The organism is Variovorax sp. Varisp41 (genome assembly GCF_047325085.1).
Taxonomy (GTDB): Bacteria; Pseudomonadota; Gammaproteobacteria; order Burkholderiales; family Burkholderiaceae_C; genus Variovorax.
Window position 1 is genome coordinate 6,355,613 of record NZ_CP168540.1, and the last position, 26,825, is coordinate 6,382,437.

At 73.2% G+C, this 26,825-nt stretch carries 2 protein-coding genes; both read left to right on the forward strand.

Going from position 1 to position 26,825, the window contains the following annotated elements; all coding sequences use genetic code 11:
* Positions 1-10 precede the first annotated feature (10 nt).
* The gene (locus ACEN9J_RS29545; RefSeq protein ID WP_413762773.1) at positions 11-12,976 is read left to right on the forward strand and encodes a non-ribosomal peptide synthase/polyketide synthase; all 12,966 of its coding nucleotides are present in this window, start codon (positions 11-13) and stop codon (positions 12,974-12,976) included.
* Positions 12,976-26,790, forward strand: coding sequence for an amino acid adenylation domain-containing protein (locus ACEN9J_RS29550; RefSeq protein ID WP_413762774.1), 13,815 nt, complete (start codon positions 12,976-12,978; stop codon positions 26,788-26,790). Before ACEN9J_RS29545 ends, ACEN9J_RS29550 begins: the two co-directional genes overlap by 1 nt.
* The last annotated feature ends 35 nt before the right edge of the window (positions 26,791-26,825 follow it).

A 26,825-nucleotide genomic window follows, 5' to 3' on the forward strand; every position in this document is an offset into this window, starting at 1 on the left:
CGAAGAAACCATGTCCAACATCCAAGACATCGCCGCGCGCCGCGCCAACCTCACCCCCGAACAGCGCGAACGGCTGAAGCAGCGGCTGCGCGGCGGCGCCGACAGCGGCCGCGCCGAACAGCCGATTCCGCGGCATGCCTCGGAGGACGGCCTGGCGCCGTTGTCCGCGGCGCAGCAGCGCCAGTGGTTCCTCTGGAAGCTCGATCCCGCGCGCACCGCCTATCACCTGAGCGGAGGCCTGCGGCTCGCCGGCGCGCTCGACGCCGATGCGCTGCGCGCCGGCCTGCAGGCGCTGGTCGAGCGGCACGAATCGCTGCGCACCGTGTTCGTCGAGAGCGCGCGCGACGATGGCGAGGCGATGCAGCGCGTGCTGGCCTCGCTCGAGATCGATCTGCGTTGCGAGGACCTGCGCGGTCTCGACGACGCGGCGCGCGATGCCGCGGTGCACGAGCGGGTCGAGGCGATCCGCACCGAGCCCTTCGACTTGGTGCGCGGGCCGCTGCTGCGCACGCGGCTGCTGCGCACCGGCGATGCCGACCACCGGCTGCTGGTGGTGATGCACCACATCGTGTCCGACGGCTGGTCGGTCCAGCTGATCCTCGACGAACTCGCGCTCGAATACGCGGCGCGGGTGCGCGGCGAGCAGCCCACGCATGCGCCGCTGCCGGTGCGCTATGGCGACTACGCCGCCTGGCAGAACCGCTGGCTCGACGAGGGCGGCGACGAGGGCGAAGGCGGCCGCCAGCTCGCCTGGTGGCGCGCGCGCCTGGGCACCGACCAGCCGGCGACCGCGCTGCGGACCGACCGGCCGCGCCGCGCCGACGGCCGCTATCGCGCCGCGCACCACACGGTCACGCTGCCGGCGGACGTGGTGCAGTCGCTGCGCCAGCGCGCGCAGGCGCAGGGCGCGACCGTGTTCATGGCGCTGCTGGCGGGCTTCAATGCCCTGCTGTATCGCCATTGCGCGCAGTCCGAACTGCGCGTGGGCGTGCCGATCGCCAACCGCCATCGCCCCGAGACCGCCGGCATCGTCGGCTTCTTCGTCAACACGCAGGTGCTGCCCGCGCGAGTCGATCCACGCATGTCCTTCGACGAACTGCTGGCGCAGACGCGCGACGCGGCGATCGGCGCGCAGGCGCACCAGGACCTGCCCTTCGAGCGGCTGGTCGGCGCCCTGCGGCCGGAGCGCAGCCTCAGCGTGAACCCGCTGTTCCAGGTGATGTTCAACCATGTGCGGCGCGACCACCGTTCGCTGGCCGACTGGCCGGGCATCGCCGTCGAGCGGCTGGACTTCGAGGAAGAGGATGCGCAGTTCGAGCTGACGCTGCAGACCCTCGAGTTCGAGGACGGTCGCATCGACGCCACGCTGCTGCATGCGGTGGAGCTGTTCGATGCCGCGTCGATCGCGCGCATGGCGACGCACTACGTCGCCTTGCTGCGCGCGCTCGCGCAGACGCCGCAGCTGGCGATCGGCGAGGTACCGATGCTCGGCGAGCCGGAGCGCGCGCTGCTTGCCGCCTGGAGCGAGAACCCGAGCGCGCACGGCGATGGGCGAGCGGTGCACGCGTTGATCGAGGCGCACGCGCGGGCCGAGCCCGCTGCGCCGGCGCTGGCCTTCGACGAGCAGGTGCTCGGCCGCGGGGAGCTCAACGCGCGCGCGAACCGGCTGGCGCACCGCCTGATCGCGCTGGGCGTGAAGCCCGAGACGCGCGTGGGCCTGCTGGCGCAGCGCTCGGTGGAGATGATGGTGGGCATCCTCGCGGTGCTCAAGGCCGGCGGCGCTTATGTGCCGCTGGATCCGGAGTACCCGGCGGAACGCCTGGGCTACATGATCGAGGACAGCGGCATCGCGCTGCTGCTGGTGCAGGGCGGCCTGCGCGCGCCGGCCTCGGTGGCCTCGATGGCTGGCGGCGCGCGGGTGCTTGACCTCGACACGGTGGATGTCTCGGGCGAGCCCGCGACCGACCCCGAGGTGGCGGTGCACGGCGAGCAGCTGGCGTACGTGATCTACACCTCGGGCTCGACGGGGCGGCCCAAGGGCGCGGCGGTGCGCCACGCGGCACTGTCCAGCTGCATGGCGTGGATGCAGGCGAACTACGGGCTGACGGCGGCGGACACGGTGCTGCACAAGGCGCCGTTCGGCTTCGACGTGTCGGTGTGGGAGATGTTCTGGCCGCTGACCACCGGCGTGAAGCTGGTGATCGCGAACCCCGGGGACCACCGGGACCCGGAGCGGCTGGTGCGGCTGATCCAGCGCCACCAGGTGACGACGCTGAACTTCGTGCCCTCGATGCTGCAGGCCTTCCTCGGGCACGAGGGGATCGAGCGGAGCACGCGGCTGCGCTACATCATCTGCGGCGGGGAGGCGATGCCGGCGGCGACGCAGTCGGAGGCGCTGCGCAGGCTGAAGGGCGCGTCGCTGCAGAACCTGTACGGGCCGACGGAGACGACGATCCACGTGACGCAGTGGACGTGCCGCGACGACGGGAGCAGCCAGGTGCCGATAGGCCGTCCGATCAGCGAGACGAGCGCGTGGGTGCTGGATGGGCAGCTGGAGCCGGTGGCGCTGGGCGTGGCGGGGGAGCTGTACATCGGCGGAGGCCTGCTGGCGCGCGGCTACCTGGGGCGCCCCGGGTTGACGGCGGAGCGCTTCGTGGCGGCGGCCGATGGCCGGCGGCTGTACCGCACGGGGGACCTGGTGCGCTGGAACTCGGAAGGGCAGCTGGACTACCTGGGCCGCATCGACCACCAGGTGAAGGTGCGCGGGCTTCGCATCGAGCTCGGGGAGATCGAGGCGCAGCTGCTGGCGCAGGCGGAGGTGCGCGAGGCGGTGGTGGTGGCCAAGGAGGGCGCGGGCGGCGCGAGGCTGGTGGGCTATGTGAGCGCGCAGGCGGGGCAGGTGCTGGAGGTGGCGCGCATGCGCGAGCGGCTGGGGGCGGTGCTGCCGGACTACATGGTGCCGGGGGCGCTGGTGGTGCTGGAGGGGTTGCCGCTGAATGCGAACGGGAAGGTGGACCGCAAGGCGCTGCCGGAGGCGGAGTTCGCGAGCGAGCGGGCGTACGAGGCGCCCGAGGGGGAGGTGGAGCAGGCGCTGGCGGATATCTGGGCGGAGGTGCTGGGCGTGCAGCGCGTGGGGCGCAACGACAACTTCTTCGAGCTCGGCGGCGATTCGATCCTGAGCCTCAAGGTCGTGGCCCGCGCCCATCGCGCCGGCCTGCGCGCGAGTCCACGCCAGATGCTCGCGCACCAGCTGCTGTCGGAGCTCGCGCATGCCGTCGGGGCTGCCGCGCAGCCATCGGCGCATGAGGCGCCGGCGATCACCGCGCTGCCCGCCGCGCGGCGTGGCGGCCGGCTCGCGCTGTCGCACGCACAGCTGCGCCAATGGTTCCTGTGGCAGATCGATCCACGCGGCACCGCTTACCACATCAGCGGCGCGCTGCGGCTCGACGGCAGGCTGGATGCCGAGGCCGTGCGCGATGCGCTGCATGCGATCGTGCAGCGCCACGAATCGCTGCGCACCGTGTTCCGCGCCGACGCGCAGGGCCTGGCCGAGCAATGGATCCTCGATCCGGGCCCGCTCGATTTCGCGCTGGTCGACCTGCGCGACGTGGCCGGCCGCGAGGCGCGCGAGGCCCGCGCGAGACAGGAGGCGCGCGCGCTGAGCGACACGCCCTTCGACCTCGGCGAAGGCCCGCTGCTGCGCGTGCGCCTCGTGCGCATCGAGGCCGAGTCGCACCTGCTCGTGGTGGTGATGCACCACATCGTGTCGGACGGCTGGTCGATGCAGATCGTGGTCGACGAGTTCGTCGAGCGCTATCGCGCCCGCGTGCTCGGCCAGCCGCTCGCGCTGCCGGCCCTGGCGCTGCAGTACGCCGACTATGCCGCCTGGCAGCGCGGCTGGCTCGAGGCCGGCGAGCGCGAGCGGCAGCTCGCCTACTGGACCGCGCAGCTCGGCGGCGCGCAGCCGGTGCTGCAGGTGCCCACGGACCGCGCGCGCCGCGCGGACGGCCGCTATGTCGCCGTGCGCCACGACTTCGCGCTGCCCGCGGAACTCGTGGCGGCGCTGCGGCGGCGCGCGCAGGGCGAGGGCGCCACGCTGTTCATGGCGCTGCTGGCGGGCTTCCAGGTGCTGCTGCACCGCATCACCGGCGAGCGCGACATCCGGCTCGGCGTGCCGGTCGCGAACCGGCACCGGCCCGAGATCGAGAGCGTGATCGGCTTCTTCGTCAACACGCAGGTGCAGCGCAACCCGATCGACGAGCGCGCGAGCCTGCTGCAGGCGCTGCGCCAGGCGCGCGACGCGGCGCTGGGCGCGCAGGCGCACCAGGACCTGCCGTTCGAGCAACTGGTGGAGGCGTTGCAGCCCGAGCGCAGCCTGGGCACCAGCCCGCTGTTCCAGGTGCTGTTCAACCACCAGCGCGCCGATTTCCGCGCGCTCCAGGGGCTGCCCGGCCTCGTGCTCGGCGACTACGAACTCGAGGCGCAGGCCGCGCAGTTCGAGCTGGCGCTGGACACCTCCGAGGACATGAACGGCCAGGTGCGCGCCAGCCTGCGCTATGCGTCGGAGCTGTTCGATGCCTCGACCATCGAGCGCATGGCGGGCCACTACCTCGCGGTGCTCGATGCGCTCGCGAATGCGCCGTCGCAGGCCGTCGGCGCCGTGGCGCTGATGGGCGAGGCCGAGCGCGCGCAGCTGTCCGCCTGGGGCGCGCCGCGCGGCCGTTTCGCGGGCGAGGCGACGCTGCACGAGCGCATCGCGCGCCAGGCATCGGCGCGCCCCGACGCGCAGGCGGTGGTCTTTGGCGAGCTACAACTGAGCTACGGCGAGCTGAACGCGCGCGCGAACCGCCTGGCGCACCGGCTCATCGCAATGGGCGTGGGCCCGGAGAGCCGCGTGGGCCTGGCGGTGGAGCGTTCCATCGAGATGGTGGTGGGGATCCTCGGGATCCTGAAGGCCGGCGGCGCCTACGTGCCGCTGGACCCGGAGTACCCGGCGGAGCGGCTGAGCTACATGGTGGCCGACAGCGGCGTGGCGCTGGTGCTCACGCAGAGCCACCTGAGCGTGCCGGGCTGCGAGGGATTGCGTGTGCTGGCGCTGGACACGCTGGATCTGTCGGACGAGCCCGATACCGACCCGGGGGTGGCGGTGCACGGCGAGCACCTGGCGTACGTGATCTACACCTCGGGCTCCACCGGGCGGCCCAAGGGAGCGCAGCTGTGCCACCGCAACGTCACGCGGCTGCTGGACGCGACGCGGCAGTGGTTCGACTTCGGCGAGCGCGACACCTGGACGATGTTCCACTCGTACGCCTTCGACTTCTCGGTGTGGGAGATCTTCGGTGCGCTGTGCACGGGCGGGCGGCTGGTGGTGGTGCCGTTCTGGGTGAGCCGCTCGCCGGAGGACTTCCTGCGGCTGCTGTGCGAGCAGCGCGTGACGGTGCTGAACCAGACGCCCTCGGCCTTCGGGCAGCTGGTGCACGCGCCGGGGCTGGAGGCGGCGGCCGGTCGGCTGGCGCTGCGCCAGGTGATCTTCGGCGGCGAGGCGCTGGAGCCGCAGAGCCTGCGCCCGTGGATGGAGCGGCTGGGGGACGAGGCGCCGCGGCTGATCAACATGTACGGGATCACGGAGACGACGGTGCACGTGACGTACCGGCGCATCACGCGCGCGGACCTCGCGGGCCAGCGCAGCCCGGTGGGCACGGCGATCGCGGACCTGGGGCTGTGCGTGCTGGATGCGCAGCTGAACGCGGTGCCGGTGGGGGTGTCGGGGGAGCTGCATGTCTCGGGCGCGGGGCTGGCGCGCGGCTACCTGGGGCGCCCCGGGTTGACGGCGGAGCGCTTCGTGGCGGCGGCCGATGGCCGGCGGCTGTACCGCACGGGCGACCTGGTGCGCTGGAACTCGGACGGGCAGCTGGACTACCTGGGTCGCATCGACCACCAGGTGAAGGTGCGGGGGTTCCGCATCGAGCTCGGGGAGATCGAGGCGCAGCTGCTGGCGCAGGCGGAGGTGCGCGAGGCGGTGGTGGTGGCCAAGGAGGGCCCGGGCGGAACGAGGCTGGTGGGCTATGTGAGCGCGCAGGCGGGGCAGGTGCCGGACGTGGCGCGCATGCGCGAGCGGCTGGGGGCGGTGCTGCCGGACTACATGGTGCCGGGGGCGCTGGTGGTGCTGGAGGGGTTGCCGCTGAATGCGAACGGGAAGGTGGACCGCAAGGCGCTGCCGGAGGCGGAGTTCGCGAGCGAGCGGGCGTACGAGGCGCCCGAGGGGGAGGTGGAGCAGGCGCTGGCGGGTATCTGGGCCGAGGTGCTGGGCGTGCAGCGCGTGGGACGCAACGACAACTTCTTCGAGCTCGGCGGCGATTCGATCCTGAGCCTCAAGGTCGTGGCGCAGGCCGGCAAGGCCGGGCTGCATCTCACGCCGCGCGACCTGTTCCAGCACCAGGCGCTGCGCGCGCTCGCGGCCCGCGCGGCCGAGGCCGGTCCCGCGGCAAGCGCGCCCGCGATGCGGATGCAGGCCCTGCCGCGCGCGACAGCCGATGGCGTCGCGGTGTTCCCGCTCTCGCACGCGCAGCAGCGGCTGTGGTTCCTGTGGCAGTTCGATCCCACGAGTTCCGCGCACCATGTGCCCGGGGCACTGCGGCTGCGCGGCCCGCTCGACACCGCGGCCGTGCGCGCGAGCTTCGAGGCGCTGGTCGCGCGCCATGAATCGCTGCGCACCGTGTTCCGCGGCAATGCGGCCGGACAGGGCGAACAGCACGTCCTGCCGCGCATGGCGCTGGCGCTGCCGATCTTCGACCTCGGCGCGACGGCGCCCGCGCGGCGCGAGCACGAGGCCGAGGCCATCGCGCGCCGCTTCGTGCAGACGCCCTTCGACCTGGCCGACGGACCGCTGCTGCGCGTGGGCCTGATCCGCATGAGCGCCGCCGGCGAGCCGCCGCAGCACGTGCTCATGCTGGTCATGCACCACATCGTGTCCGACGACTGGTCGATGAAGGTCATGATCGACGAGTTCGTCGCGCACTACCGCGCCCACGTGCTCGGCGAGGCACGCACGACGCGCGCGCTGCCGGTTCAGTACGCCGACTACGCGGCCTGGCAGCGAGGCTGGCTCGAGGCCGGCGAGCGCGATCGGCAGCTGGACTACTGGCAGGCCCGTCTCGGCGGCTGGCAGCCGGTGCTGCAGCTGCCCACCGACCATCCGCGCGCCGCCGTGCCCGACTACGGCACCGCCCGCCATGCGAGCGTGCTCGAGCCGCAGCTGGTCGAAGCGCTGCGCCGCCGCGCGCAGGCCCATGGCGGCACGCTGTTCATGGCGCTGCTCGCGGGCTTCCAGGTGCTGCTGCACCGCTACACCGCGGAGGAGGACATCCGCGTCGGCGTGCCGATCGCCAACCGCGACCATCCCGAGACCGAGGGCCTGGTCGGCTTCTTCGTCAACACCCAGGTGCTGCGCGGCGCGCTGCGCGCCGAGCTGCCGCTGCAGCAGGTGCTCGAGCAGGTCCGCGAGGCCTCGCTGCAGGCCCAAGCGCACCAGGACCTGCCCTTCGAGCAACTGGTGGAGGCGCTGCAGCCCGAGCGCAGCCTCGGCCACACGCCGCTGTTCCAGGTGCTGATGAACCACCTGCGCAGCAACACCGAGCCGCTGGCGCAACTGCCGGGGCTGGCGCTCGAGGATTTCCCTCTCGGCAGCCAGAAGGCGCAGTTCGAGCTGACGCTGCACACCATGGAGGACGCGCAGGGCCGCCTGAGCGTGGCCTTCGTCTATGCGCGCGAGCTGTTCGAGCCGCGCACCGTCGAGCGCATGGGCGGCCACTATGCCGCCGTGCTGCGCGCGCTGGCCGAGACGCCGGCCTGCCGCGTCGGCGAGGTCGAGCTGCTGGGCGCGCGTGAACGGCAGCAACTGGCTGCCTGGGGCGTCAACGCGCCCGTCGATGCCGAAGGCGAGGGCTTCGTCCACCGCCTGTTCGAGGCGCACGCGCGGGCGCGGCCCGATGCGCCGGCGGTCGTCGAGGGCGAGCGCGTGCTGAGCTACGGCGAACTCAACCGCCGCGCCAACCGTCTCGCGCACCGCCTCGCGGCGCTCGGCATCGGGCCCGAACGGCGCGTCGGCATCGCGATGGAGCGCAGCGCCGAGGCGGTGACCGCGCTGCTCGCGGTGCTCAAGGCCGGCGGTGCCTACGTGCCCATGGACCCCGACTATCCGGCGCAGCGCCTGGCCCACATGCTGCGCGACAGCGGCATCGCATTGCTGCTCACGCACGGCCGCTCGGCCCCGGCATTGCCGGCGGGCGAGGCGTGGCCGGTGCTCGCGCTCGACACGCTGGCGCTGGACGACGAACCCGCGCACGACCCGCGCCCGGCGCTGCACGCGGCGAACGCGGCCTACGTGATCTACACCTCGGGTTCCACGGGCCAGCCCAAGGGCGTGGCCGTGGCGCACGGCCCGATCGCCATGCACGTGCGCGCGGTCGCGCGGGCCAACGGCATGGATGCCGGCGATCGCGAGATGGCGCTGCTGTCGATCTCCTTCGACGCGGCGCAGGAGCGCTTCCTCGCCACCCTGAGCACCGGCTGCGCGATGGTGCTGTGCGACGCGCGGCGCCAGACCGTGGCCGAGGTGCTGCGGGAGATGCGCGCGCAGCGCGTCAACTCGGTCGTGATGCCCACGCCCTACATGGGCGCCCTGGTGCGCAGCCTGGAGGATGCGGACGAGGTGCTGCCGCTGCGGCTGTGCATGGTCGGCGGCGAGGGCTGGCCGCGCGATACCGTGGAACGCGCCCGCGAGCGGGTGCGCGCGCAGATCCTGGTCAATGCCTACGGTCCGACCGAGGCCGTGGTGGGGCCCACCGCGTGGCGCGTGGGCGAGACCCGCAGCCACTACGCGCCGATCGGCCGGCCGGTCGGCGACCGTCTCGCGCTGGTGCTCGATCCCGCGCTGAACCCGGTGCCGCCCGGCGTGGCCGGCGAGCTCTACCTCGGTGGCCAGGGGCTGGCGCGCGGTTACCTGAACCGCGCCGGCCTCACGGCCGAGCGCTTCGTCGCCGCCGAGGGCGGCCGGCGCCTCTACCGCACCGGCGACATGGTGCGCTGGAATGCCGACGGCCAGCTCGAATACCTCGGGCGCGCCGACCACCAGGTCAAGGTGCGGGGCTTTCGCATCGAGCCCGGCGAGGTCGAGGCGCAGCTGCTCGCGCAGCCGGAGGTGCGCGAGGCCGTGGTGCTGGCCGTCGAAGGGCCCGGCGGCGCGCAGCTCGCGGGCTATCTGAGCGCGCATGCGGGCCGCGCGATCGATGTCGCGGCGCTGCGCGAGCGCCTGGGCGCGACCTTGCCCGACTACATGGTGCCCGCCGTGCTGGTGCTGCTCGACGCGCTGCCGCTCAACGCCAACGGCAAGGTGGACCGCAAGGCGCTGCCCGCGCCGGCCTTCGCCGCCGAGCGCCCCCACGAAGCGCCCGAGGGCGAGGTCGAGACGCGACTGGCCGCGCTGTGGGCCGAGCTGCTGGGCGTGCCGCGTGTCGGGCGCCAGGACAACTTCTTCGAGCTCGGCGGCCACTCGCTGCTCGCGCTCGGCCTGCTCGAGAAGCTGCGCGCCCTCGGCTGGTCCGTGCAGGTGCGCACCCTGTTCGAGCATCCGCGGCTGCAGGCCTTCGCGCAGGCGCTCGTGCAGTCGCAGGACACGGCGCCGGCCGAGGTCGTGGTGCCGCCCAACGGCATCCCGGCGGGCTGCGCCGCGATCGAGCCGGGGATGCTCCCGCTGGTCGCGCTCGACGCGGCGCAGATCGCGCGCATCGAGGCCGCGGTGCCCGGTGGCGCGGCGAACATCCAGGACATCTATCCGCTCGCGCCGCTGCAGGAAGGCATCCTGTTCCATCACCTGCTGCAGGCCGAGGGCGATGCCTACGTCACGCCGCACCTGCTGGGCTTCGACAGCCGCGAGCGGCTGGAGCGCTTCGTCGCGAGCTTCGACCGGGTGATCGCGCGGCACGACATCCTGCGCACCGCGGTGCTGTGGGAAGGACTGCCCGAACCGGTGCAGGTGGTGCTGCGCGAGGCGGCGTTGAAGCTGCGCTGGCTCGAGGAACCCGGCGCGGACGAGGCCGGCATGGACGTGGCGCGCCGCCTCGAGGCGCGGGTCGATCCCGCGCGCCACCGCATCGACGTGCGCGAGGCGCCGATGATCCACGCCCTCGCGGCGCACGATGCCGCGCAGGGCCGCTGGCTGCTGCAACTGCCCGCCCATCACATGGTGGTGGACCACACCACGCTGGAGCTGCTGGTGCAGGAGATCGCGCTGATCGAGCAGGGCCGCGCGGCCGAACTGCCCGAGCCGGTGCCGTTCCGCCGCTACGTGGCGCAGGCGCGGCTGGGCGTGAGCCAGGCCGAGCACGAGGACTTCTTCCGCGAGATGCTGGGTGACGTGGACGAACCCACCGCGCCCTTCGGCCTGCTCGACGTGCAGGGCGACGGCACGCGCATCGTCGAGGCGCGCCAGGTGCTCGATGCCGCGCTGGCCCGCGCGATCCGTCGGCAGGCGCAGCGCCACGGCGTGAGCGCGGCGACGCTGTTCCACCTGGCGTGGGCACTGGTGCTGGCCAAGGCCACGGGCAAGGACGACGTGGTGTTCGGCACGGTGCTGTTCGGCCGCATGGACGGCGGCGAGGGCGCCGGCCGCGCGCTGGGCCTGTTCATCAACACGCTGCCGGTGCGCATGCGGCTCGGCGCGCGCGACCTGCGCGCCTGCCTCGCGGGCATGCACGAAGCACTGACCCGCCTGCTGCAGCACGAGCACGCGCGGCTGTCGCTCGCGCAGCGCTGCAGCGGCCTGCAGGGCGGTGCGCCGTTGTTCTCGGCCATGCTGAACTACCGCTATGCCCCGCGGCGCGAGGCCGGGCCGGAAGCCGCCGAGGGCATGGTGTGGGACGGCGTGCGCGTGCTCGCGAGCGAGGAGCGCACCAACTACCCCGTGACCCTGTCGGTGGACGACCTCGGCGAGGGCTTCGAACTCGCGGCGCAGATCCACGAGGATGTCGACGCGCGCCGTGTCTGCGGCTACGTGCTCGCGACACTGGAGGGCGTGGTGCAGGCGCTGGCGGCCGACGACGGCCGGCCGGCCGCGCTCGCCGCCGACCTGGTGCCGATGCCCGCCGCCGAGCGCGAGGCGCTGGAGGCCTGGGGCACGAATGCGCGGCGCCACGACGCGGTGCCGCCGGTGCACCGGCAGATCGAACTGCAGGCGCGGCGCACGCCGCAGGCCGTCGCGCTGGTCTTCGGCGAGCAGTCGCTGAGCCATGCCGAGCTCGACGCGCGCGCCAACCGGCTCGCGCATCGCCTGGTGGCGCTGGGCGTGCGTCCCGACACCAAGGTGGGCATCGCGGTGGAGCGCTCCATCGACATGGTGGTGGGCGTGCTGGCGGTCCTGAAGGCCGGCGGCGCCTACGTGCCGCTCGACCCCGAGTACCCGGCCGACCGGCTGGCCTACATGGTCGAGGACAGCGGCATCGCGCTGCTGCTCACGCAGAGCCACCTGCGCGTGCCCGGCACCGGGGCGCTGCGGCTGCTGGCGCTCGACACGCTCGACCTCTCGGGCGAGCCCGCGCACGACCCGCGCGTGGCCGTGAGCGGCGAGCACCTGGCCTACGTGATCTACACCTCGGGCTCCACCGGCCGGCCCAAGGGCGTGATGGTGCGCCACCGGGCGCTCGGCCACTTCCTGCTCGGCATGAAGGAGGCGCCGGGTCTCTCGGCCAACGACGTGCTGGTCGCCGTGACCTCGCTGTCCTTCGACATCGCGGCGCTGGAGCTGTACCTGCCGCTGCTGTCGGGCGCCCGGCTGGTGCTGGCCTCCAGGGACGTGGTGCGCAGCGGCGGCGCGCTCGGCGAGCTGATGGAGCGCAGCGGCGCGACCATGCTGCAGTCCACGCCCGCGGGCTGGCGCCTGCTGCGCGCCGCCGGCTGGAAGGGCAGCGCGCTGCCGAACTTCAAGGGCCTGTGCGGCGGCGAGGCGCTGCAGCCGGACCTGGCCGACGACCTGCGCGCCTGCGGCGTCGAGCTGTGGAACATGTACGGCCCGACCGAGACCACCATCTGGTCGGCCGCGGTGCGGGTCGACGGACGGCCACGCATCGGCGGGCCGATCGCCGACACGCAGCTGCGCGTGCTCGATGCCTCGCTGAACCCCGCGCCCGCGGGCGTGCCGGGCGAGCTCTTCATCGGTGGCGTCGGCCTGGCGCGCGGTTACGACCGGCGCGCGGGCCTGACGTCCGAGCGCTTCGTGGCCGCGCACGACGGCCAGCGCCTCTACCGCACCGGCGACCTGGTGCGCTGGAACGCGCAGGGCCAGCTCGAGTACCTGGGCCGGCTCGACCACCAGGTCAAGGTGCGCGGCTATCGCATCGAGCTCGGCGAGATCGAGGCGCAGCTGCTCGCGCAGCCCGAGGTGCGCGAGGCGGTGGTGGTGGCGCGCGAGGACGCGGCCGGCGCGCGGCTGGTCGCCTACGTCGCATCGCACGCGGGCCGCGAGGCGGATGCAGCCGCGCTGCGCGAGCGCGTGGCCGCGGCGCTGCCCGATTACATGGTGCCGTCGGCGATCGTGGTGCTCGAGCGGCTGCCGCTCAACGGCAGCGGCAAGGTGGACCGCAAGGCGCTGCCCGAGGCCGAGTACGCGAGCGACAGGCCCTTCGAGCCGCCGCAGGGCGAGCTGGAGGAAGCGCTGGCCGCGATCTGGCGCGAGCTGCTCGGCGCCGCGCGCGTGGGCCGCCACGACAACTTCTTCGAACTCGGCGGCCATTCGCTGCTGGCCGTGCAGGTCGCCTCGCGCGTGCAGTCCGCGCTGCGCGCCGAGCTGCGCATCCAGGACATCTTCCCGAACCCGACCCTGGCCGGCATGGCCGCGCTGATCGCGCAGGCGGGCCGGGGCAAACCCACCGACGAGGCGCTGCTGGACATCGACTCGTTCATCGACAGCATGGAGACAGCTTGATGGAAACCACGGCGACTCGCCGCATCGCGGAGCGCTTTTCCCGCCTGAGCCCGGAACAACGCCGCGCCGTCTACGACAAGATCCGCGCCGAGGGCCTGAGCATCGGCCAGTTCCCGATCCTGGCGCGCGACGCGTCGGCGCGCGGGCGCTGCCATCTTTCCTACGCGCAGCTGCGCCAGTGGTTCCTCTGGCAGCTCGATCCGCAGAGCACGGCCTACCACATCAGCGGCGCGCTGCGCCTGAAGGGCGCACTGAACGTGGAGGCCGTGCAGGCGAGCTTCGCGGCGATCGTGGCGCGCCACGAGGCGCTGCGCACCGTGTTCCGCGCCGATGCCGACGGGCTGGCCGAGCAGGTGATCCTCGAGGCGGGCGGCTTCGAGCTGCAGCGGGTGGACCTCGGCGAGGTCGAGCCGGCGCAGCGCGCGGCGCGGGCCGACGAGGCCGCGCGCCGCCTGGGCCGCACGCCCTTCGACCTCGCGCACGGACCGCTGCTGCGCGTGGGCCTGGTTCGCATGGCGGCGGACGAGCACCTGCTGGTGGTGGTGATGCACCACATCGTCTCCGATGGCTGGTCGATGCAGATCGTGGTCGACGAATTCGTGGCGCAGTACCGCGCGCGCGTGCTCGGCGAGACGGGCGCCGAAGACACGCTGCCGATCCAGTACGCGGACTACGCCGTGTGGCAGCGCAACTGGCTCGAGGCCGGCGAGAAGAACAGCCAGCTGGCCTATTGGACGCAGCAGCTCGGCGGCGGGCAGCCGGTGCTGCAGCTGCCGGTGGACCGGCCGCGGCGCGCCGAGGGCGGCTACCGCGCGGCGCTCGCGCGGTTCGAGCTGCCGAGCGAGCTGGTGGCCGGGCTCCAGAAGCGCGCGCAGGCAGAGGGCGCGACGCTGTTCATGGCGCTGCTGGCGGGCTTCCAGGTGCTGCTGAGCCGCCACACCGGCGAGCGCGACATCCGCGTGGGCGTGCCGGTGGCCAATCGCCATCGCGTGGAGACCGAGGGCGTGATCGGCTTCTTCGTCAACACGCAGGTGCAGCGCAACCTGATCGACGAGCGCGCGAGCCTGCTGCAGGCGCTGCGCCAGGCGCGCGACGCGGCGCTGGGCGCGCAGGCGCACCAGGACCTGCCGTTCGAGCAGTTGGTGGAGGCGCTGCAGCCCGAGCGCAGCCTGGGCACCAGCCCGCTGTTCCAGGTCATGTTCAACCACCAGCGCACCGATTTCGGCGCGCTGGAGAGCCTGCCGGGCCTGGCCCTGGCCGAGCACGAGCTCGGCGAGAAGGCCGCGCAGTTCGAACTCACGCTCGACACCTTCGAGAGCGCCGACGGCCGGGTGCGCGCGAGCCTGAACTATGCCGCCGAGCTGTTCGATGCCGCGACCATCGAGCGCATGGCGGGGCACTACCTGGCGCTGCTGCGGGCACTCGTGGACGCGCCGCAGCAGGCCGCCGGCGCGGTGGCGCTGCTCGGCGCCGGGGAGTACGCGCAGATTGCCGCGTGGAGCGAGAACCCGCGGCGCCATGAGGGCGCCGAGCCGGTGCACCGGCTGATCGCGCGCCAGGCGGCGGCACGCCCCGACGCGCAGGCGGTGGTCTTCGGCGAGCTGCAACTGAGCTACGGCGAGCTGAACGCGCGCGCGAACCGCCTGGCGCACCGTCTCATCGCAATGGGCGTGAGCCCGGAGAGCCGCGTGGGCCTGGCGGTGGAGCGCTCCATCGAGATGGTGGTGGGGATCCTCGGGATCCTGAAGGCCGGCGGCGCCTACGTGCCGCTGGACCCGGAGTACCCGGCGGAGCGGCTGAGCTACATGGTGGCCGACAGCGGCGTGGCGCTGGTGCTCACGCAGAGCCACCTGAGCGTGCCGGGCTGCGAGGGATTGCGTGTGCTGGCGCTGGACACGCTGGATCTGTCGGACGAGCCCGATACCGACCCCGGGGTGGCGGTGCACGGCGAGCACCTGGCGTACGTGATCTACACCTCGGGCTCCACCGGGCGGCCCAAGGGAGCGGCCAACCGCCACCGGTCGCTGTTCAACCGGCTGGCCTGGATGCAGCAGGCCTACGCGCTGGAGGCCACGGACACGGTGCTGCAGAAGACGCCGTTCAGCTTCGACGTGTCGGTGTGGGAGTTCCTGTGGCCGCTGATGCAGGGCGCGCGCCTGGCGGTGGCGGCCCCGGGGGACCATCGCGACCCCGAGCGGCTGGTGCAGCTGATCCGGCGGCACGCGGTGAGCACGCTGCACTTCGTGCCCTCGATGCTGCAGGCCTTCCTCGCGCACCGCGGGGTGGAGGCGTGCACGAGCGTGCGGCGCATCGTGTGCAGCGGGGAGGCCTTGCCGGCGGAGGCGCAGAACGAGGTGCTGCGCCGGCTGCCCGCGGCGGCGCTGTACAACCTGTACGGGCCGACGGAGGCGGCGATCGACGTGACGCACTGGCGCTGCCGCGACGACGGCACGAACCAGGTGCCGATCGGGGTACCGATCAGCGAGACGAGCACGTGGGTGCTGGACGCGCAGCTGGAGCCGGTGCCCGTGGGGGTGGCCGGGGAGCTGTACCTGGGCGGTGTGAACCTCGCGCGCGGGTACCTGCACCGGGCGGGGTTGACGGCGGAGCGCTTCGTGGCGGCGGCCGACGGCCAGCGGCTGTACCGCACGGGGGACCTGGTGCGCTGGAATGCGCGAGGGCACCTGGACTACCTGGGGCGCATCGACCACCAGGTGAAGGTGCGCGGGCTTCGCATCGAGCTCGGGGAGATCGAGGCGCAGCTGCTGGCGCAGGCGGAGGTGCGCGAGGCGGTGGTGGTGGCGCTGGAGGGCGCGGGCGGCGCGAGGCTGGTGGGCTATGTGAGCGCGCATGCGGGGCAGGCGCTGGATGTGGCGCGCTTGCGCGAGCGGCTGGGCGCGGTGCTGCCGGAGTACATGGTGCCGGCGACGGTGGTGGTGCTGGAGGGGTTGCCGCTGAATGCGAGCGGGAAGGTGGACCGCAGGGCGCTGCCGGCGCCGGAGCTGGACAGTGCGCGGGCGTACGAGGCGCCCGAGGGGGAGGTGGAGCAGGCGCTGGCGGGTATCTGGGCGGAGGTGCTGGGCGTGCAGCGCGTGGGACGCAACGACAACTTCTTCGAGCTCGGCGGGCACTCGCTGCTGGCGCTGCGCCTGCTCGAGCTGGTGCGGGCCAGGGGCTGGTCCGCGCAGGTGCGCACGCTGTTCCAGCAGCCGCGTCTCGAGGGCTTCGCGCGCGCGCTGCTGCAGGAGCAGGGCCGGCGCGAGGTGGTCGTGCCCGACAACCTGATCCCGGCGGGCTGCGAGGCGATCCGGCCCGAGATGCTCACGCTGGTCGCGCTCGACGCGGCGCAGATCGCGCGCATCGAGGCCGAGGTGCCCGGCGGCGCCTCGAACATCCAGGACATCTATCCGCTCGCGCCGCTGCAGGAGGGCATGCTGTTCCATCACCTGCTGCAGACGCAGGGCGACGCCTATGTCACGCCGCTGGGCCTGGGCTTCGACAGCCGCGAGCGGCTGGAGCGCTTCGTCGCGAGCCTCGACCGCGTGATCGCGCGGCACGACATCCTGCGCACCGCGGTGCTGTGGGAAGGACTGCCCGAGCCGGTGCAGGTGGTGCTGCGGCGCGCGGGCGTGCGGCTGCGCTGGCTGCCGGCCGAAGAGGCTGGCGCGGAAGGGGACGTGGCCGCGCGGCTCGATGCCTTCGTCGATCCGTCGCGCTACCGCATCGACGTGCGCGAGGCGCCGATGATCCATGCCATCGCCGCGCACGATGCGGCGCGGGGGCGCTGGCTGCTCAAGGTGGCGACCCATCACCTCGTGCTCGACCATGCGACGCTGGACCTGCTGGTCGAGGAGATCGCGCTGGTGCAGCAGGGCCGCGAGCGCGAGCTGCCCGCGCAGGTGCCGTTCCGGCGCTTCGTGGCGCAGACGCGCCTGGGCGTGAGCCGCGCCGAGCACGAGGCCTATTTCTCGCGCGTGCTCGGCGATGTCGACGAGCCCACGGCACCCTTCGGCCTGCTCGACGTGCAGGGCGACGGCTCGCGCATCGTCGAGCAGCGCGAGCCGCTGGACGCGCAGCTCAGCGCGCGGATCCGGCATCAGGCGCAGCGCCACGGCGTGACCGCGGCGACGCTGTTCCACCTGGCGTGGGCGCTGGTGCTGGCCAAGGTCACGGGCAAGGACGACGTGGTGTTCGGCACGGTGCTGTTCGGCCGCATGGACGGCGGCGAAGGCGGCGAGCGCGCGCTGGGCCTGTTCATCAACACGCTGCCGCTGCGCGTGCGCATCGGCACGGCCGATGTGGTGCACGGCGTGCGCGAGACCCACGCCGCGCTGGCCGGGTTGCTGCACCACGAGCATGCGAGCCTCGCGCTGGCGCAGCGCTGCAGCGCGCTGCCCGGCGGCACGCCGCTGTTCTCGGCACTGCTCAACTACCGCTACAGCCCGCAGGCGGCGCCGTCCGAGGGGGCCGCGTGGAACGGCATGGAAGTGCTGGGCGGCAGGGAGCGCACCAACTATCCGTTCGGCATGTCGGTGGACGACCTGGGCGAGGGCTTCGAGCTGGTGGCGCAGGTGCACGAGCGCGTGGGCGCCGCGCGCGTCAACGGCTACCTGGCGGCCGCGATCCGCGGCCTGGCGGATGCGCTCGCGGACGAGCCGGGCCGGCTGGTCTCGCAGATCGCCGTCGTGCCCGAGGACGAGCGGCTGCGCATCGCCGCCTGGAGCGAGAACCCGAGCGCGCACGGCGATGGGCGAGCGGTGCACGCGTTGATCGAGGCGCACGCGCGGGCCGAGCCCGCTGCGCCGGCGCTGGCCTTCGACGAGCAGGTGCTCGGCCGCGGGGAGCTCAACGCGCGCGCGAACCGGCTGGCGCACCGCCTGATCGCGCTGGGGGTGAAGCCCGAGACGCGCGTGGGCCTGCTGGCGCAGCGCTCGGTGGAGATGATGGTGGGCATCCTCGCGGTGCTCAAGGCCGGCGGCGCCTATGTGCCGCTGGATCCGGAGTACCCGGCGGAACGCCTGGGCTACATGATCGAGGACAGCGGCATCGCGCTGCTGCTGGTGCAGGGCGGCCTGCGCGCGCCGGCCTCGGTGGCCTCGATGGCGGGCGGCCCGCGGGTGCTGGACCTCGACACGGTGGATGTCTCGGGCGAGCGCGCGACCGACCCCGAGGTGGCGGTGCACGGCGAGCAGCTGGCGTACGTGATCTACACCTCGGGCTCGACGGGGCGCCCCAAGGGCGCGGCGGTGCGCCACGCGGCGCTGTCCAGCTGCATGGCGTGGATGCAGGCGAACTACGGGCTGACGGCGGCGGACACGGTGCTGCACAAGGCGCCGTTCGGCTTCGACGTGTCGGTGTGGGAGATGTTCTGGCCGCTGACCACCGGCGTGAAGCTGGTGATCGCGAACCCCGGGGACCACCGGGACCCGGAGCGGCTGGTGCGGCTGATCCAGCGCCACCAGGTGACGACGCTGAACTTCGTGCCCTCGATGCTGCAGGCCTTCCTCGGGCACGAGGGGATCGAGCGGAGCACGCGGCTGCGCTACATCATCTGCGGCGGGGAGGCGATGCCGGCGGCGACGCAGTCGGAGGCGCTGCGCAGGCTGAAGGGGGCATCGCTGCAGAACCTGTACGGGCCGACGGAGACGACGATCCACGTGACGCAGTGGACGTGCCGCGACGATGGAAGCAGCCAGGTGCCGATAGGCCGTCCGATCAGCGAGACGAGCGCGTGGGTGCTGGATGGGCAGCTGGAGCCGGTGGCGCTGGGCGTGGCGGGGGAGCTGTACATCGGCGGAGGCCTGCTGGCGCGCGGCTACCTGGGGCGTCCCGGGTTGACGGCGGAGCGCTTCGTGGCGGCGGCCGATGGCCGGCGGCTGTACCGCACGGGGGACCTGGTGCGCTGGAACTCGGAAGGGCAGCTGGACTACCTGGGTCGCATCGACCACCAGGTGAAGGTGCGCGGGCTTCGCATCGAGCTCGGGGAGATCGAGGCGCAGCTGCTGGCGCAGGCGGAGGTGCGCGAGGCGGTGGTGGTGGCCAAGGAGGGCCCGGGCGGCGCGAGGCTGGTGGGCTATGTGAGCGCGCAGGCGGGGCAGGTGCTGGACGTGGCGCGCATGCGCGAGCGGCTGGGGGCGGTGCTGCCGGACTACATGGTGCCGGGGGCGCTGGTGGTGCTGGAGGGGTTGCCGTTGAACGCGAACGGGAAGGTGGACCGCAAGGCGCTGCCGGAGGCGGAGTTCGCGAGCGAGCGGGCGTACGAGGCGCCCGAGGGGGAGGTGGAGCAGGCGCTGGCGGATATCTGGGCGGAGGTGCTGGGCGTGCAGCGCGTGGGGCGCAACGACAACTTCTTCGAGCTCGGCGGGCATTCGCTGCTGGCGCTGCGCGTGCTCGAGCAGGTGCGCGCGCGCGGCCTCAAGGCGCAGGTGCGCACGCTGTTCCAGCAGCCGCAGCTCGAGGGCTTCGCGCGCGCGCTGCTGCAGGAGCAGGGCCGGCGCGAGGTGGTCGTGCCCGACAACCTGATCCCGGCGGGCTGCGAGGCGATCGAGCCGGGGATGCTCACGCTGGTCGCGCTCGACGCGGCGCAGATCGCGCGCATCGAGGCCGCGGTGCCCGGTGGCGCGGCGAACATCCAGGACATCTATCCGCTCGCGCCGCTGCAGGAGGGCATGCTGTTCCATCACCTGCTGCAGGCCGAGGGCGATGCCTACATCACCTCGCATGCGATGGGCTTCGACAGCCGCGAGCGGCTGGAGCGCTTCGTCGCGAGTTTCGACCGGGTGATCGCGCGGCACGACATCCTGCGCACCGCGGTGCTGTGGGAAGGACTGCCCGAGCCGGTGCAGGTGGTACAGCGCCACGCCGCCCTGGCGCTGGAATGGCTGGACGATGCGGCGCCCGACGCGGCCGCGCGGTTGCAGGCGCACGTGGATCCGTCGCGCTATCGCATCGACATCCGCCGCGCACCGCTGATCCGCGCGGTCGCGGCCCACGACGCGCAAAGCGGCCGCTGGCTGCTGCAACTGCCCAGCCATCACATGGTGCTGGATCACACCACGCTGGAACTGCTGGTCGAGGAGATCACGCTGATCCAGCAAGGCCGCGAGGCCGAATTGCCGCGGCCGGTGCCATTCCGCGGCTACGTGGCGCAGGCGCGGCTGGGCGTGAGCCGCGCCGAGCACGAGGCCTTCTTCGGCGCGATGCTGGGCGACGTGGACGAACCCACGGCACCCTTCGGGCTGCTCGACGTGCAGGGCGACGGCACGCGCGTGCGCGAAGCGAGGGCGAGGCTGGATGCGGGCCTCTCCCGCCGGCTGCGCGCCGAGGCGCAGCGCCACGGCGTGAGCGCGGCGACGCTGTTCCACCTGGCGTGGGCGCTGGTGCTGGCCAAGGCCACGGGCAAGGACGACGTGGTGTTCGGCACGGTGCTGTTCGGCCGCATGCAGGGCGGCGAAGGCGCGCAGCGGGCACTGGGCCTGTTCATCAACACCTTGCCGCTGCGGCTGAAGCTGGGTGCGCGCGGGGTGCGCGAGAGCGTGCGCGGCGCGCACGAGGCGCTGAGCGCGCTGCTGCACCACGAGCATGCGAACCTCTCGCTGGCGCAGCGCTGCAGCGCGCTGCCTGGCGGCACGCCGCTGTTCTCGGCGCTGCTCAACTACCGCTACAGCCCCGAGGCACCGGCCACGCCGGACCCGGCGCGCGCCTCGGCCTGGGAGGGCATGGCATCGCTGGGCGGCGAGGAGCGCACCAACTATCCCTTCGTGATGTCGGTCGACGACCTCGGCGAGGGCTTCGAACTCGTGGCGCAGATCCACGAGGCGATCGACGCGCGGCGCGTGTGCGACTGCATGCGCGCGGCGGTCGACGGCATCGTCGATGCGCTCGACCGCGCGCCCGCGCGGCCGATCTGCGAGCTCCCGCTGCTGTCGAGCGAAGAGGCGGCGCAGCTGTCCGCCTGGGGCGCGCCGCGTGGCCGTTTCGCGGGCGAGGCGACGCTGCACGAGCGCATCGCGCGTCAGGCATCGGCACGCCCGGACGCGCAGGCGGTGGTCTTCGGCGAGCACCACCTGAGCTACGGCGAGCTGAACGCACGCGCGAACCGCCTGGCGCACCGTCTCGTCGCAATGGGCGTGAGCCCGGAGAGCCGCGTGGGCCTGGCGGTGGAGCGCTCCATCGAGATGGTGGTGGGTATCCTCGGGATCCTGAAGGCCGGCGGCGCCTACGTGCCGCTGGACCCGGAGTACCCGGCGGAGCGGCTGAGCTACATGGTGGCCGACAGCGGCGTGGCGCTGGTGCTCACGCAGAGCCACCTGAGCGTGCCGGGCTGCGAGGGATTGCGTGTGCTGGCGCTGGACACGCTGGATCTGTCGGACGAGCCCGATACCGACCCGGGGGTGGCGGTGCACGGCGAGCACCTGGCGTACGTGATCTACACCTCGGGCTCCACCGGGCGGCCCAAGGGAGCGCAGCTGTGCCACCGCAACGTCACGCGGCTGCTGGACGCGACACGGCAGTGGTTCGACTTCGGCGAGCGCGACACCTGGACGATGTTCCACTCGTACGCCTTCGACTTCTCGGTGTGGGAGATCTTCGGGGCGCTGTGCACGGGCGGGCGGCTGGTGGTGGTGCCGTTCTGGGTGAGCCGCTCGCCGGAGGACTTCCTGCGGCTGCTGTGCGAGCAGCGCGTGACGGTGCTGAACCAGACGCCCTCGGCCTTCGGGCAGCTGGTGCACGCGCCGGGGCTGGAGGCGGCGGCCGGTCGGCTGGCGCTGCGCCAGGTGATCTTCGGCGGCGAGGCGCTGGAGCCGCAGAGCCTGCGCCCGTGGATGGAGCGGATGGGGGACGAGGCGCCGCGGCTGATCAACATGTACGGGATCACGGAGACGACGGTGCACGTGACGTACCGGCGCATCACGCGCGCGGACCTCGCGGGCCAGCGCAGCCCGGTGGGCACGGCGATCGCGGACCTGGGGCTGTGCGTGCTGGATGCGCAGCTGAACGCGGTGCCGGTGGGGGTGGCGGGGGAGCTGCATGTCTCGGGCGCGGGGCTGGCGCGCGGCTACCTGGGGCGCCCCGGGTTGACGGCGGAGCGCTTCGTGGCGGCGGCCGATGGCCGGCGGCTGTACCGCACGGGAGATCTGGTGCGCTGGAACTCGGAAGGGCAGCTGGACTACCTGGGCCGCATCGACCACCAGGTGAAGGTGCGGGGGTTCCGCATCGAGCTCGGGGAGATCGAGGCGCAGCTGCTGGCGCAGGCGGAGGTGCGCGAGGCGGTGGTGGTGGCCAAGGAGGGCCCGGGCGGCGTGAGGCTGGTGGGCTATGTGAGCGCGCAGGCGGGGCAGGTGCTGGACGTGGCGCGCATGCGCGAGCGGCTGGGGGCGGTGCTGCCGGACTACATGGTGCCGGGGGCGCTGGTGGTGCTGGAGGGGTTGCCGCTGAACGCGAACGGGAAGGTGGATCGCAAGGCGCTGCCGGAGGCGGAGTTCGCGAGCGAGCGGGCGTACGAGGCGCCCGAGGGGGAGGTGGAGCAGGCGCTGGCGGATATCTGGGCGGAGGTGCTGGGCGTGCAGCGCGTGGGGCGCCACGACAACTTCTTCGAGCTCGGCGGGCACTCGCTGCTCGCGCTGCGCCTGCTCGAGCTGGTGCGCGCGCGCGGCCTCAAGGCGCAGGTGCGCACGCTGTTCCAGCAGCCGCAGCTCGAGGGCTTCGCGCGTGCGCTGCTGCAGGAGCAGGGCCGGCGCGAGGTGGTCGTGCCCGACAACCTGATCCCGGCGGGCTGCGAGGCGATCCGGCCCGAGATGCTCACGCTGGTCGCGCTCGACGCGGCGCAGATCGCGCGCATCGAGGCCGCGGTGCCCGGTGGCGCCGCGAACATCCAGGACATCTATCCGCTCGCGCCGCTGCAGGAGGGGATGCTGTTCCATCACCTGCTGCAGACACAGGGCGACGCCTACATCACGCCGCAGCGCCTGAGCTTCGACAGCCGCGAGCGTCTCGAGCGCTTCGTCGCGAGCTTCGACCAGGTGATCGCGCGGCACGACATCCTGCGCACCGCGGTGCTGTGGGAAGGACTGCCCGAGCCGGTGCAGGTCGTCCACCGGCAGGCCCGCCTGCCCGTGCAATGGCTGGAGCGCGGCGCGGCCGGCGGCGATGCCGGCGACATCGACGCCGAACTCGATGCCCGGGTGGATCCCGCGCGGCATCGCATCGACGTGCGCGAGGCGCCGATGATCCGCGCCCTCGCGGCGCACGACGCGGCGCGCGGCCGCTGGCTGCTGCACCTGTCGAACCATCACATGGTGCTGGACCACACCACGCTGGAACTGCTGGTCGAGGAGATCGCGCTGGTGCAGCAGGGCCGCGCGGCCGAGCTGCCCGCGCCGGTGCCGTTCCGGCGCTACGTGGCGCAGGCGCGGCTGGGCGTGAGCCAGGCCGAGCACGAGGCCTTCTTCGGCGAGATGCTGGGCGACGTGGACGAGCCCACGGCACCCTTCGGGCTGCTCGACGTGCAGGGCGACGGCACGCGCATCGTCGAGGCGCGCCAGGCGCTGGAGCCGGCGCTGGCCGCGCAGCTGCGCGCCGAGGCGCAGCGCCATGGCGTGAGCGCGGCGACGCTGTTCCACCTGGCGTGGGCGCTGGTGCTGGCCAAGGCCACGGGCAAGGACGACGTGGTGTTCGGCACGGTGCTGTTCGGCCGCATGCAGGGCGGCGAAGGCGCGCAGCGGGCACTGGGCCTGTTCATCAACACCTTGCCGCTGCGGCTGAAGCTGGGCGCGCGCGGGGTGCGCGAGAGCGTGCGCGGCGCGCACGAGGCGCTGAGCGCGCTGCTGCACCACGAGCATGCGAACCTCTCGCTGGCGCAGCGCTGCAGCGCGCTGCCCGGTGGCACGCCACTGTTCTCGGCGCTGCTCAACTACCGCTACACGCGGCCGCCGGAGGCAGTGCCCGGCGCGGCGCCGGCCGGCTCGGCCTGGGAAGGCCTGCAGGTGCTCGGCGGCGAGGAGCGCACCAACTATCCGGTGACGCTGTCGGTCGACGACCAGGGCGAGGGCTTCGAACTGGTGGCGCAGATCCACGACACCGTCAGCGCGCGCCGCGTCTGCGACTACATGCATGCGGCCTTGCGCGGCATCGCGCGGGCGCTGGCGCTGGCGCAGGATGGAACGCCCGAGCCGCTCGTGGGCGAGCTCGCGCCGATGCCCGAGGACGAGCGCCGCGAACTCGCCGCGTGGAGCGAGAACCCGCGGCGCCATGAGGGCGCCGAGCCGGTGCACCGGCTGATCGCGCGCCAGGCGGCGGCGCGCCCCGACGCACAGGCGGTGGTCTTCGGCGAGCTGCAACTGAGCTACGGCGAGCTGAACGCACGCGCGAACCGCTTGGCGCACCGTCTCATCGCAATGGGCGTGGGCCCGGAGAGCCGCGTGGGCCTGGCGGTGGAGCGCTCCATCGAGATGGTGGTGGGGATCCTCGGGATCCTGAAGGCCGGCGGCGCCTACGTGCCGCTGGACCCGGAGTACCCGGCGGAGCGGCTGAGCTACATGGTGGCCGACAGCGGCGTGGCGCTGGTGCTCACGCAGAGCCACCTGAGCGTGCCGGGCTGCGAGGGATTGCGTGTGCTGGCGCTGGACACGCTGGATCTGTCGGACGAGCCCGATACCGACCCCGGGGTGGCGGTGCACGGCGAGCACCTGGCGTACGTGATCTACACCTCGGGCTCCACCGGGCGGCCCAAGGGAGCGGCCAACCGCCACCGGTCGCTGTTCAACCGGCTGGCCTGGATGCAGCAGGCCTACGCGCTGGAGGCCACGGACACGGTGCTGCAGAAGACGCCGTTCAGCTTCGACGTGTCGGTGTGGGAGTTCCTGTGGCCGCTGATGCAGGGCGCGCGCCTGGCGGTGGCGGCCCCGGGGGACCATCGCGACCCCGAGCGGCTGGTGCAGCTGATCCGGCGGCACGCGGTGAGCACGCTGCACTTCGTGCCCTCGATGCTGCAGGCCTTCCTCGCGCACCGCGGGGTGGAGACGTGCACGAGCGTGCGGCGCATCGTGTGCAGCGGGGAGGCCTTGCCGGCGGAGGCGCAGAACGAGGTGCTGCGCCGGCTGCCCGCGGCGGCGCTGTACAACCTGTACGGGCCGACGGAGGCGGCGATCGACGTGACGCACTGGCGCTGCCGCGACGACGGCACGAACCAGGTGCCGATCGGGGTACCGATCAGCGAGACGAGCACGTGGGTGCTGGACGCGCAGCTGGAGCCGGTGCCCGTGGGGGTGGCCGGGGAGCTGTACCTGGGCGGTGTGAACCTCGCGCGCGGGTACCTGCACCGGGCGGGGTTGACGGCGGAGCGCTTCGTGGCGGCGGCCGACGGCCAGCGGCTGTACCGCACGGGGGACCTGGTGCGCTGGAATGCGCGCGGGCACCTGGACTACCTGGGGCGCATCGACCACCAGGTGAAGGTGCGCGGGCTTCGCATCGAGCTCGGGGAGATCGAGGCGCAGCTGCTGGCGCAGCCGGAGGTGCGCGAGGCGGTGGTGGTGGCGCTGGAGGGCGCGGGCGGCGCGAGGCTGGTGGGCTATGTGAGCGCGCATGCGGGGCAGGCGCTGGATGTGGCGCGCTTGCGCGAGCGGCTGGGGGCGGTGCTGCCGGACTACATGGTGCCGGCGACGGTGGTGGTGCTGGAGGGGTTGCCGCTGAATGCGAGCGGGAAGGTGGACCGCAGGGCGCTGCCGGCGCCGGAGCTGGACAGTGCGCGGGCGTACGAGGCGCCCGAGGGGGAGGTGGAGCAGGCGCTGGCGGGTATCTGGGCGGAGGTGCTGGACGTGCAGCGCGTGGGGCGCAACGACAACTTCTTCGAGCTCGGCGGGCACTCGCTGCTCGCGCTGCGCCTGCTCGAGCAACTGCGCCGCCGCCTGCCGGACCTGGGCCTCGATCTCCAGCGGCTGATGGCGCGGCCGACCATCAGCGGCCTCGTGGAAGCGAGTGCGACGAGTGCTTCGGCGCTCACGCCGCTGAACAAGGCGGTGGAGGCGGTGCCGCCGCTGTTCTGTATCCATCCGGGCTTCGGCACCGTGCTCGGCTACCTGCCGATCGCGCGCCGGCTCGACGGCGTGCGCCCGGTCCTCGGCCTGGCCTGCCGGACGCTGGCCGATCCCGCGCATCGAGACGAGTCGCTGGACCGCATGGCGGACGATTACGTCGCGATGGTCCGCGAGCGCCAGCCCGTCGGTCCCTATCACCTGCTGGGCTGGTCGCTCGGCGGCACGCTGGCCGCGCGCATGGCGGCGCGGCTCGAGGCCATGGGCGAGGACGTGCGCTTCCTCGGACTGGTCGATTCCTATGTCTCGCTCGATGGCGAGCACGAGGCGCCCAAGCCCTGGCGCGGCGAATTCCCGGTCTTCCTCGAATCGATCGGCGTGCGGCTCGATGCGGGCTGCGTGCTGCCCGAGGGCATCGCCGACCCGATGCAGGCCGAGGAGGCGCTGCGCGACTGGATGCAGGCGCAGATGGCGCAGGGCCGCGCGACGGGCCTCGGCGCCCACGAAGGCGTGACGGCCGGCGAGCTGGTGCGCCTGTACGTCACCAGCCGCGCTCTCGCCGAGACGGCACGGCGCTCGCGCGGACCGGTGGACGCGGTGGCCGCCGCCGCCCACTGCTGGTGGGTGAAGGACCGGCCCCAGGCGCAGGTGCAGGGGCTGGGCCGGCAGCTCGGCGCGTCGGTCGCGCACGGCTATGTCGATGCCGACCACATCCGGATCGTGGAGAGCGAACCGCTGCTGCAGGCGCTGTCGAGGTTGCTCGCGCGGGAAGCGAGCGCCTGAAGCCGGGGCGCGGCGGGCGCGTCCGCCGGCCGCGT

Bases quoted from the DNA above. Each gene is read 5' to 3' on its own strand.
- ACEN9J_RS29545 (WP_413762773.1), top strand. From the start codon at position 11: ATGTCCAACATCCAAGACATCGCCGCGCGCCGCGCCAACCTCACCCCC.
- ACEN9J_RS29550 (WP_413762774.1), top strand. From the start codon at position 12,976: ATGGAAACCACGGCGACTCGCCGCATCGCGGAGCGCTTTTCCCGCCTG.